This window comes from Epilithonimonas hispanica (assembly GCF_003385395.1).
Classification (GTDB): domain Bacteria; phylum Bacteroidota; class Bacteroidia; order Flavobacteriales; family Weeksellaceae; genus Epilithonimonas; species Epilithonimonas hispanica.
Genome location: NZ_QNUG01000010.1, coordinates 105,498 through 116,546, shown reverse-complemented (window position 1 = coordinate 116,546; position 11,049 = coordinate 105,498). Strand labels below are relative to the sequence as shown.

General features: G+C 34.0%; 8 protein-coding genes. All 8 read left to right on the top strand.

Going from position 1 to position 11,049, the window contains the following annotated elements; all coding sequences use genetic code 11:
- Nucleotides 1–510 precede the first annotated feature (510 nt).
- A complete protein-coding gene (locus DRF58_RS18370; protein ID WP_157966712.1) occupies nucleotides 511–663 on the top strand; it encodes a hypothetical protein in 153 nt (50 codons plus the stop codon).
- A gap of 516 nt (nucleotides 664–1,179) precedes the next feature.
- A complete protein-coding gene (locus DRF58_RS06450; protein WP_123902374.1) occupies nucleotides 1,180–1,635 on the top strand; it encodes a hypothetical protein in 456 nt (151 codons plus the stop codon).
- Nucleotides 1,636–1,767: 132 nt separating this feature from the next.
- On the top strand, nucleotides 1,768–2,823 hold the full coding sequence (locus DRF58_RS06445) for an efflux RND transporter periplasmic adaptor subunit (RefSeq protein WP_245955369.1): 1,056 nt from the start codon (nucleotides 1,768–1,770) through the stop codon (nucleotides 2,821–2,823).
- Nucleotides 2,824–2,840: 17 nt separating this feature from the next.
- Nucleotides 2,841–6,002, top strand: a complete 3,162-nt coding sequence (locus DRF58_RS06440) for an efflux RND transporter permease subunit (protein WP_116033992.1) — start codon at nucleotides 2,841–2,843, stop codon at nucleotides 6,000–6,002.
- A complete protein-coding gene (locus tag DRF58_RS06435; protein WP_116033990.1) occupies nucleotides 5,995–7,464 on the top strand; it encodes a TolC family protein in 1,470 nt (489 codons plus the stop codon). Before DRF58_RS06440 ends, DRF58_RS06435 begins: the two co-directional genes overlap by 8 nt.
- 383 nt (nucleotides 7,465–7,847) lie before the next feature.
- A complete protein-coding gene (locus DRF58_RS06430) occupies nucleotides 7,848–8,855 on the top strand; it encodes a LacI family DNA-binding transcriptional regulator (RefSeq protein WP_116033988.1) in 1,008 nt (335 codons plus the stop codon).
- Nucleotides 8,856–8,891: 36 nt separating this feature from the next.
- A complete protein-coding gene (locus DRF58_RS06425; protein ID WP_116033987.1) occupies nucleotides 8,892–9,803 on the top strand; it encodes a carbohydrate kinase family protein in 912 nt (303 codons plus the stop codon).
- Between the two features lie 10 nt (nucleotides 9,804–9,813).
- A complete protein-coding gene (gene fucP / locus DRF58_RS06420) occupies nucleotides 9,814–11,049 on the top strand; it encodes an L-fucose:H+ symporter permease (protein ID WP_116033985.1) in 1,236 nt (411 codons plus the stop codon).

Below are 11,049 nucleotides of genomic sequence, written 5' to 3'. Positions count from 1 at the left end.
AATTGATTATATTAAAGTGGGAATATATGGACGAAATGAAATACCCAATACGAAGAATAAAGGTATATGGACTTTAGTCAGAAATTTTATAGTGACTTTCGGTGGTTTCTTAAGGTTAACGAAAATACAATGGAAGACACTTGCTGATGGAATACTTGATTTTAGTTTAAACTAATTTAAGGTTAGAGCTTTTAGAAAAAATAAAGTTTTTGTATTTTTTTTTTCATGTAGATTCTTCCTAGTTATTCTAAAATAATCTATTGTAGAATCTTTATTAATCCAGATTAACCCTGAATAGCTTTCGGGCAGCTAATACAGTATGTTTTTTGATATTTATTGCCGATTTTTATTGAATATAAAATCGGGATTTAATCTATTTCTTTTCATTATTATCTGCTTTTGATTAATGAAAAATAAGATGATTCTTCCTACAACTAATCTGTAATGTCCACGAGAAAGAAAAAATATTCGAATATTGATAGTTCAAATAATTTTGAACTAGGGTCGAATATGACTTTTCAAGAGATGAAGCTGGATGTAGCAATAAAAAAGCTTAAAGATTCAGGGATAATTGTTTCAGAAGAAGAGGCTTCTGAAATATTATCATTTTTAAATGTCATTGCTAAAATCACTATTAAAGAGTTCATTTTAAATCAAGATTAACTTCAAATCTTATTCCTTAAAAAGCTTTTAAAAAATTTCTAAGATTTAAAAACACTATGAAATTCCATTCTTTAAACTTATTCAAAATTTCGAAAATTTCTGATTTATATATTTTTCATCAAATATTATAATGAATTACAACTTTCTTCTAATTATTCTTTATATTTCAATTTTATGCCAAATGTGATAATAAATATTTTAAAGTAATACTAAATTAAATTGCATTTTAGACATAGTATTTTGGAGATATTTTGAGTGATGAGAGTTCAGCGATTTTATCCAAATCTTCTATAAAAGTGTTCGGAAAATGTACCACCGAGGTCAGAAGTTATGTAGAAACCAGATAACAATTTTTGTTGTCTGGTTTTTTTTGCGTCATTTTCTATATAACCAAGTCATGCTTAGAACATTTATAGAAAAATCTTATTATTTTGATGATTTGAAAGTCTATTTTAACAAAATTTAATTCTTAGATTTCGTACTTGTACAAAAGTTTATCGTAATTTTGCTGTCACGATGAACCGAGGTTTTTTCCAATATTTATACAGTTTATTATTTGCGTTACTTACCATTTTAGGTTTGTATTATGGGCAAGTAGAACAGTATATGTCTACTGGTGATTCATCCGATTTAGATTTTGTAGCAGATATTCAAATTAAGGAAAATAGAACAGGAGATAATTCTTTTGATATTTTTACTCAGCAGGATAAAAGCAAAACCTATGACCTTAGTCGGCCTTACTACAGCAAAATAAGAGCTTTATCTGAAATTGAAACTGAAACTGATGAGAAGGTAGAAACATCTTCTTTTCCAGAATTGGCAATATTTTTTAGAGAAGACTTTTGGAGGCTGATGTCTGGCTTTGTCAATCGCTATCACGATAAGCAAAATGCTATTTCTTTGGCTCATTCTGAGCAATTAAGCCTTTCCGATGATGATCTATACATCCAGTATAGAGTCATTAGACTGTGATTTTATAATATTTTTTTTCGAAAGACTTTAGGTTTTCACGAGGTATTGTGGAAGCTTATATCCTTATTTTCAATTTAAAATTATTATAAAATATTATTTATCATGGTCAAGAAAAGTCTCATGTATATCAATATGTGCCTTGTTTTTTGGTGCATAAGCTGCCAGCAGGAAAAGAAAGAAAAAGTGGAGGCTGCTTCCTTCAACGTATCAAGTCCTCTTGTAAAAGACACTTTAATTAATAAAGATTATGTTGCGCAGATTCGTTCGATTAATCATATTGAACTTCGTTCTCAGGAAAGAGGATATATTCAGTCGATTTTTGTGGACGAAGGTCAATTTGTTCAGAAAGGTCAGCTTTTATTTAAAATTCAGCCTAATTTGTATCAGGCAGATGTAAATAGCGCAAAAGCCGAAGCTAAATACGCAGAAATCGAATATCAAAACACAAAAAATCTTTCCGATAAAGACATTGTAGCGCCACAGGAAATGGCAATGGCGAAAGCAAGATACGACAAAGCGAAAGCTGAACTTGCTTCTACAAACACACACTTAGGTTTTACGGAAATCAGAGCTCCTTTTAGCGGCATTGTTGGGAGATTACATGTAAGAAAAGGAAGTCTTGTGGATGAGGGAGAATTGATTACAGAGCTTTCTGATAACAGTAGAATGTGGGTTTATTTTAATGTTCCCGAAGCAGAATATCTTAATCAAATGGATTCTCAAAAAGGAAAAGAACCTCTTCATGTAAAATTGAGAATGGCAAACGGAAAAGAATTCAGCCAGGAAGGTCTTGTAGAAGTTATAGAATCTGACTTTAACAATGAAACAGGTAATATCGAATATAGAGCTACTTTTCCAAATCCACAAGGATTGCTTCGTTACGGGCAAACGGGGAATATCGTCATCACATCGCCTTATGCCAATGCTTTGATGATTCCACAAAAAGCAACTTTTGAAGTTTTAGAGAAAAAATACGTGTATGTTGTAGATAAAAATAACATTGCAAAGGCAAGAGAAATAAAAGTTGCAGCAGAATTACCACATATTTATGTTGTTGCATCTGGATTAAATAAAGAAGACAGAATAGTTTTAGAAGGACTTAGAAAGATTCAAAACAATCAAAAAATTAAGGTTAAATATCTTAAGCCTCAGCAGGTGATGTCCGATTTAGATTTGTATTCAGAATAATTAAAATTGCATAAAATATGTTCAAGAAAATAATTCACCGACCAGTTTTTGCAATTGTAATTTCGGTTATTATCCTGTTTGTAGGAGGTTTAGCAATTAAACAACTACCGACAGAACAATTTCCACAGATTGCACCAACAACTGTTGCGGTAAGTATAGCATATCCGGGATCCAGTGCGGATGTATTGGTAAAATCATCATTAATTACCATAGAAAATGCTGTAAACGGTGTTCAGGGAATGAGATATATGTCTACGGATGCTACCAGTGCCGGAGAAGCAACAGTCAATGTTGTCTTTGATCCCGGTACAGATCCCAATATCGCAACCGTTTTGGTAAAAACAAGAATCGATCAGGTAATGCCATTGTTACCGGAGCTTGTACAAAAAGAAGGGGTTATTGTAAACCCTGTACAGCCAAGTATGTTGATGTACGTGAATCTTTATAGTAAAGATAAAAGTATGGATGAGAAGTTTCTATACAATTATTCTACTGTAAATGTTATTCCGGAAATTAACCGTATTCCGGGGATTGCAAGATCACAGATTTTAGGAAGTAGAAGATATGCCATGCGTATTTGGCTAAATCCTGAAAGAATGAGAGCTTATGATATTTCTGTAGATGAAGTTATGAAAGCTATTGGTGAGCAAAGTATCATCGGACGTCCCGGTAGAATCGGACAAAGTTCCGGTATTGCTGCTCAAACACTGGAATATGTATTGACCTACAAAGGACAATATAACAAACCGGAGGAGTACGAAAACATCATTGTCAGAGCAAATTCTGATGGAGAAAACGTAAAATTAAAAGACATTGGTAAAGTAGAATTAGGAAGTGAGTTTTTTGATATTTATTCTAATTTAGATGGTCATCCTTCCGCTTCAATTGTATTAAAACAAAATTACGGAAGTAACGCAAGCGACGTGATTAAAGGAATTAAATCTAAAATGGAAGAATTGAAAAAGAATTTTCCTCCAGGTGTAGATTATAAAATCAGTTATGATGTTTCGAAATTTTTGGATGCTTCTATTGAGCAGGTTGTCGATACATTGCGAGATGCCTTTGTATTGGTTGCCATTGTTGTTTTCATATTTTTAGGAGACTGGCGCTCAACATTAATTCCGATTATTGCTGTACCTGTTTCACTTATTGGAGCATTCTTCGTTATGCAGTTGTTTGGATTAACCATAAACCTTGTAACGTTATTCGCATTGGTACTGGCAATTGGTATTGTGGTCGATGATGCCATTGTTGTTGTGGAAGCTGTTCACGCTAAAATGGAAGAAAAAAATCAAAGTCCGTTTAAAGCTGTTCAGGAGGTAATGGGAGAGATTTCAGGAGCTATTATTGCGATTACTGCTGTCATGGTTTCTGTATTCTTGCCAATCTCATTTATGTCAGGTCCTGTGGGAACTTTTTTTAGACAGTTCTCCATTACAATGGCAAGTTCTATTGTGATTTCAGCGTTAATTGCTCTTACCTTAACACCGGTTTTGTGTGCAATGTTGCTGAAAAATAATCATGGAAAACCTAAGAAAGTAAATCTATTTACAAAGTTTATTGATGCTTTTAATAGCTTATTTGATAAATTGACAGGCAGATATTCAGCATTATTAAAAAGAATTGTCACAAGAAGAACTTTAACTTGGGGAGTATTAGCTGTTTTCAGCGCCGGAATTTTCTTTGTTAATAAAAACTTACCGGGAGGTTTCATTCCAACGGAAGATCAGGGGACAATCTACGCAATTATTCAGACGCCACCAGGATCAACATTGGAGCAAACGAATAAAATTTCCAGAGAATTACAAGGTATTGCAGAAAAAGTGGATGGTGTAGAATCTGTTTCTTCTTTAGCAGGTTACGAAATCATGACCGAAGGTAGAGGTTCAAATGCAGGTACTTGTTTAATTAACCTTAAACCTTGGTCAGACAGAGAACATTCTGTAAAAGAAGTAATGGAAGAATTAGAGGAAAAATCAAAAGATTTAGGAGCTACCATCGAGTTTTTCGAACCGCCGGCGGTTCCGGGATTTGGTTCTTCAGGAGGTTTCTCAATGAGATTATTAGACATCAACAGAGATACAAATTATCAGGAATTTGATAAAGTGAATAAAGATTTCATGGCAGAATTAAAGAAGCGTAAAGAACTTACAGGCGTATTTACATTTTTCGCTGCCAACTATCCGCAGTACGAATTGGTATTTGATAATAATGCAGCCATGCAAAAAGGTGTTTCTATTGGTAAAGCAATGGATAATTTAAATATTCTAATTGGTAGTACCTATGAGCAGGGCTTCATTCGATTCGGACAATTCTTTAAAGTATATGTTCAGTCCGGTCCAGAATTCAGAAGATTGCCGACAGATATTTTAAGTCTGTATGTTAAAAATGATAAAGACGAAATGGTTCCTTATTCTGCATTTATGACCATGAAGAAAACGCAGGGGCCAAATGAAATTACACGTTATAATATGTACAATTCTGCGGCAATCAGAGGACTTCCGGCTCCAGGATTTACTACTGCAGATGCAATTAAGGCGATCAACGAAACTGCTGCTACAACTTTACCTCATGGTTATAAAGTGGCTTGGGAAGGTTTATCGTATGACGAAGCAAATCGTGGTAACGAAGCCATTTATGTATTTCTGGTTGTTTTAATTTTCGTTTATCTGGTTTTAGCAGCGCAATACGAAAGTTTAATCTTACCGTTGGCTGTGATTACTTCTTTACCTGTCGGTCTTTTCGGATCTTTCTTTTTGTTGAAGGCAATGGGATTACAGAATGATATTTATGCGCAGGTTGGTCTTATCATGCTTGTAGGTTTATTAGGTAAAAACGCCGTTTTGATTGTTGAATTTGCCGTTCAGAAACGCTTAGAAGGGATGTCGATTGCAGATGCTGCTATAGAAGGTGCAAAAGTTCGTTTCCGTCCGATCTTAATGACATCGTTTGCATTTATTGCAGGGATGATTCCTTTGGTATTGGCTCACGGAGCAGGAGCGATTGGAAATCATACAATCGGAGCATCGGCAATGGGAGGAATGATATTCGGAACTGTTTTCGGAGTTGTTATCATTCCTGGACTCTATTACATATTTGCAAAATGGGCAGATGGTAAAAAAATGATTAAAGAAGAAGAAGAATCACCATTTAGCGAAGACATGATCCATTATGAATAAGAATAAAATATATCAATATGCAGGTGTTGCTTTTTTACTATTAAGCCTTGCTGCCTGCAAACCTATAGAAATTGAACAAAGGGCAGAAAATAAAACGGTTCCCGAAAAATTTGCAGGCGCAGAAAATGACACCGTCAATACAGGAAAACTGAAATGGAACGAATATTTCAGCGATCCGAATCTTCAAGGGTTAATTAACCAGGCTTTGCAGAACAATCAGGAATTGAATATTGTTCTTCAGGAAATTGAGATTTCTAAAAATGAAATCAGAGCTAAAAAAGGAGAATATTTGCCTTCTGTTGGTTTGAAAGCAGGTGCGGGTGTCGACAAAGTAAGCCGTTACACCAATATCGGAGCTATGGAAGCCAATACAGAAATGGAGCCGGGAAGAGAAATGCCGGATCCTTTATTTGATTTCGGAGTAGGTGCTCAGGCGAAATGGGAAACAGATATCTGGGGCAAACTTCATAATGCTAAAAGAGCTCAGGTTCAGAGATATTTAGCAAGTGTTGAAGGAAAAAACTTCATGATCACGAATCTGATTTCAGAAATTGCAGAATCTTATTACGAGTTATTGGCTCTAGATAACGAATTGGTTATTTTAAATCAGAATATTAAAATTCAGAATGATGCGTTGAATATCATTAAAGATTTAAAAAAGAACGCCCGTTCCAATGAATTAGCCGTGAAGAGATTTCAGGCTCAGGTACTGAAAACGCAGGGAATGCAGTATGACATTCAGCAGAAAATCGTGGAAACGGAAAACAAGATCAATTATCTTGTCGGAAGATTTCCTCAACCTGTGGAAAGAAGCCAGAATGCATTCGATTCTATTATTCCGCAGACGGTTTATGCAGGAATTCCTTCAGAATTGTTGGAAAATCGTCCGGATATCAAACAGGCAGAATATGAGCTGGCTGCTTCAAAATTAGATATTAAATCGGCAAAAGCAAGATTTTATCCTTCTCTGGACATTGGTGCTGGAGTTGGATTACAAGCTTTTAATCCAACTTATATCATCAAACCAGAATCTTTCTTATTTTCTTTAGCAGGTGAACTGACAGCTCCGTTGATTAACAGAGCTGCAATTAAAGCGGCGTATTATAATGCCAATGCAAAGCAGGTTCAGGCGGTTTATCATTATGAGCAGACGATTTTAGGTGCTTATATCGAAGTTGCCAATCAGTTGTCTAAAATTCATAATTTAGAAAACAGTCTGGATATCAAATCGAAAGAAGTTGATGCATTAACAAAATCAATAGATATTTCGAATGATTTGTTTAAATATGCCCGCGCAGATTATATGGAAGTTTTATTAACACAACGCGACGCTTTGGAATCCAAATTTGAGCTTGTGGAAAAGAAAGTGAATCAGCTTAAAGCAAGTGTTGCTGTTTACAGAGCGCTTGGAGGAGGTTGGGATCAAAACCCTTTGATTTCTCCTGATATCACAAAAAAATAATTATCATTGTTAAATTTTTTCTTGGAAAGAAGTCTGTCGTGAGATAGGCTTCTTTTTTATTTGAATAATTTTTTTGAATGGTCTTTAAGAGAATGAAAATTGATGTAAATAAAAACTTTTAGACATATTTAATTAATATAATTTTAAAATTTATTAACTTAAACGGTTAACTAAAAGTTAACTTGATTCACAATATTAGTAATGAAATATTAGATTTTTAATTACTTCTAACTATTTAATTGTTTGATTATTAATCTATTAAGTTGTATTTATTGTTGAAATAAAAAACGTGCAATTTATACTTTTTTCTGAAATTGAGAAAAAAAATAAGCTATTGTTTTTTTAAATTTTTATTAAATAATTTGCATAGTCAAAAAAGAACAATGAAGAAAGCATCCATCAAAGATATTGCTAGAATTGCAGGGGTTTCCGTTGCAACGGTTTCATATGTTCTGAATAAGAAAGAAGGGCAGAGAATCAGTGTAGAAACCAAGAAAAAAATTTTTGAAGTAGCTGAAACGATTAACTACACGCCAAACCGAATGGCCAGAAGTCTTAAGAATAACAGAACTAAATTGTTAGGGCTTATTGTAGCGGATATCTCCAATGAGTTCTATTCAACTATTGCAAGAAATCTAGAAGACAATGCGCTCAAACTTGGTTATACTTTGATTATTGGAAGTTCTGATGAAAATGCTGAAAAGTTTGAAAAACTGATTGAACTTTTCTCCCAGCAGCAAGTTGATGGGATGATTGTAGCTCCTGTTGCAGGATCTGAAGATTCACTTTTAAAGTTGCTCAACAAAAATTATCCGGTAGTTACAATTGACCGATACTTAAAAGGAGTTAACGTTCCTGGAATTATTGTAAATAATAGAGAAATTGCGGAACGTACAACGTCTATACTTTTAGAAAAAGATTTTGACAAAATCATTTATGTTGGTTATGATACTAAGTTGCAGCATCTTTTAGACCGCCAGCAAGGTTTTGACGCAAGTATTTCAGAATCTAACAAAAATATCGCTGTTGAGAGAATTAAAGTGGGTTTAGATAATATTACAGAAGAGATTCACAATCAACTTGCGAATGCTTTAGGTCAAAATCCTAAAAATACGGCATTGTATCTTTCTAGTAACAAGCTTGCTGTTGCCGGTTTGTCTTATCTAATCAAAAATAATATCAAAGTTCCTCAGGATGTTTCAGTCTTAGCTTTTGATGAGACAGAAGCTTACAAATTATTTCCAACAGAGATTAGTTATGTTAAGCAGCCATTGGAACAAATGACAGATGAAGCGATTAAACTGCTTGATCTTCAAATTAATGAATATTCTAATACCTCAAAAAAAATAATATTATCAGGTGATTTAATCATCAAAAAATCAATAAAATAATTTTTTTATTTATTAACTTAAACGTTTAATCTGAATATGAACAATAAAAAATCTTACGCTGTTTGTTTTGGAGAAGTTCTCTGGGATATTTTTCCAACTGGAAGTAGAGCTGGTGGCGCTCCTTTCAATGTAGCTTACAATCTCGACAAAATGGGAGTTGAGGTTCAAATGATCAGCAAAGTTGGAAATGACGAACTTGGGAAAAATCTCTTAGAACAAATTGATAGTTGGGAAATTTCTACAAATCATATCCAAATTGACAATGAAAAACCGACTGGAACTGTTATCGCCAATTTTGACGAACACGGCGAAGCGCATTATGATATTGTAAAGAATGTGGCTTGGGATAATATCCAGATTACGCCGGAGCAAAAAGAATTGATTCAGAATTCTGAGGCGTTTGTCTTCGGGAGTTTGATTGCCAGAAACAAAGAATCGAAAAATACACTTTTGGAACTGATAGAATTGTCAAAATTCCGAGTTTTTGATGTTAATTTCCGTCCGCCTTTCATCGATTTTGAATTAATCAAAACATTGCTTCACAAAGCCAATTTGGTAAAAATGAACAAAGCCGAATTAAGAACTATAATCGAGTTTCTTGGTGAAGAATACCTAGATGAAGACACAAGTATCAAGCATATTCAAAATTATTTTGACTTAAATGAAATCGTTCTTACAAAAGGAAGCAAAGGCGCAAGATATTTTGTAGGAAACGAAAATTATACTTTTTCTGCAGTTTCAATAGACGTTCAGGATACAGTTGGAAGCGGAGATTCTTTTTTAGCAGGTTTTCTATCTAAAAGAATTCAAGGAAAAAATCCTCAAGAAATTATGAAACAAGCGGTTTCTTTGGGCGCATTTATCACTTCAAAATCTGGGGCTTGTCCAGATTATTCTTACGAAGAATTCAAATCTTTCCGAGAAGAACATTACAGTCAAACTATTTAAAATTAAGAGTATGAATAATGCAAAATTTACAGAAAAGAAATACGTTGTTGTATTGGCATTCGTTATTTCATTATTTTTCTTTTGGGCAATTGCTTTGACGATGGGCGATGTTCTGAATAAGCATTTCCAGAATGTTCTGAATATCTCAAAATCAAAATCTGGACTGGTACAGCTTTCAATCTTCGGAGCTTATGCGTTGATGGGAATTCCGGCCGGATTATTTATGAAAAAATTCGGGTATAAAATGGGTGTGATTTTAGGATTGTCACTTTTTACTTTAGGATCATTTCTTTTCATTCCGGCAGCCAACGAAATGTCATTTAACTTTTTCCGAATTGCACTTTTCGTTTTGGCAATGGGAATGGCGACTTTGGAAACTGTAGCGCATCCTTTTGTCGCAGCATTAGGAAATGAAAAAACGAGCGATCAAAGGGTGAATTTCGCGCAGTCTTTCAATGGATTGGGAGCGATTATCGGTCCACTTTTGGGAGGCTATTTTATTTTCGGAAAGTCAGGATTGGATGACAATTCTTTGGATTCTGTCAAAAATCTTTATACTTGGATTGGCGTTGTTATTTTAACGATTACTATAATTTTTTGTTTTATTAAAGTTCCAAGTTTGAAAGATCCTCACGAAGAAGATATTCAAATTTCAGAAGATGATTCTTCATCTATTTCAGATCCTCATGCACCGCTTTATAAACAGAGACATTTTATTTTTGCTGTTATCGCGCAGTTTTTCAATATCGCTGCACAAGGCGGAACTTGGGCTTATTTTATCAATTATGGTGTAGAAAAAATGCATCTTCCGGAATTACAAGCTTCCTATTATTTTTCATTAAGTATGGCTATGATGATGATCGGACGTTTTATAGGAACATTCCTAATGAAATTCATCGCTCCGAATAAACTTTTAGCAATTTTTACAGTTTGTAATATTGTTCTATGTTTAGTGATTTCTCAAAGTTTTGGCTGGGTATCTTTCATTAGTTTGATATTATTAAATCTATTTTTAAGTGTAATGTATCCGACTATTTTTAGTCTTGGATTAAAGAGATTGGGAAGCAAAGTTCCACAGGCTTCTTCATTCTTGGTTATGGCAATGTTTGGTGGAGCGGTATTTCCTCCTTTGATGGGTAAAATTGCAGAGAAAGATATTGCGCACGCTTATCTTTTACCGATTATTTGTTATGTGATTATTCTATTATTTGCTTTGACGTTCTACAAGCCAAAGACTCTTAAATAG

Bases quoted from the DNA above. Each gene is read 5' to 3' on its own strand.
- DRF58_RS18370 (WP_157966712.1), top strand. From the start codon at position 511: ATGACTTTTCAAGAGATGAAGCTGGATGTAGCAATAAAAAAGCTTAAA.
- DRF58_RS06450 (WP_123902374.1), top strand. From the start codon at position 1,180: ATGAACCGAGGTTTTTTCCAATATTTATACAGTTTATTATTTGCGTTA.
- DRF58_RS06445 (WP_245955369.1), top strand. From the start codon at position 1,768: ATGTGCCTTGTTTTTTGGTGCATAAGCTGCCAGCAGGAAAAGAAAGAA.
- DRF58_RS06440 (WP_116033992.1), top strand. From the start codon at position 2,841: ATGTTCAAGAAAATAATTCACCGACCAGTTTTTGCAATTGTAATTTCG.
- DRF58_RS06435 (WP_116033990.1), top strand. From the start codon at position 5,995: ATGAATAAGAATAAAATATATCAATATGCAGGTGTTGCTTTTTTACTA.
- DRF58_RS06430 (WP_116033988.1), top strand. From the start codon at position 7,848: ATGAAGAAAGCATCCATCAAAGATATTGCTAGAATTGCAGGGGTTTCC.
- DRF58_RS06425 (WP_116033987.1), top strand. From the start codon at position 8,892: ATGAACAATAAAAAATCTTACGCTGTTTGTTTTGGAGAAGTTCTCTGG.
- fucP (WP_116033985.1), top strand. From the start codon at position 9,814: ATGAATAATGCAAAATTTACAGAAAAGAAATACGTTGTTGTATTGGCA.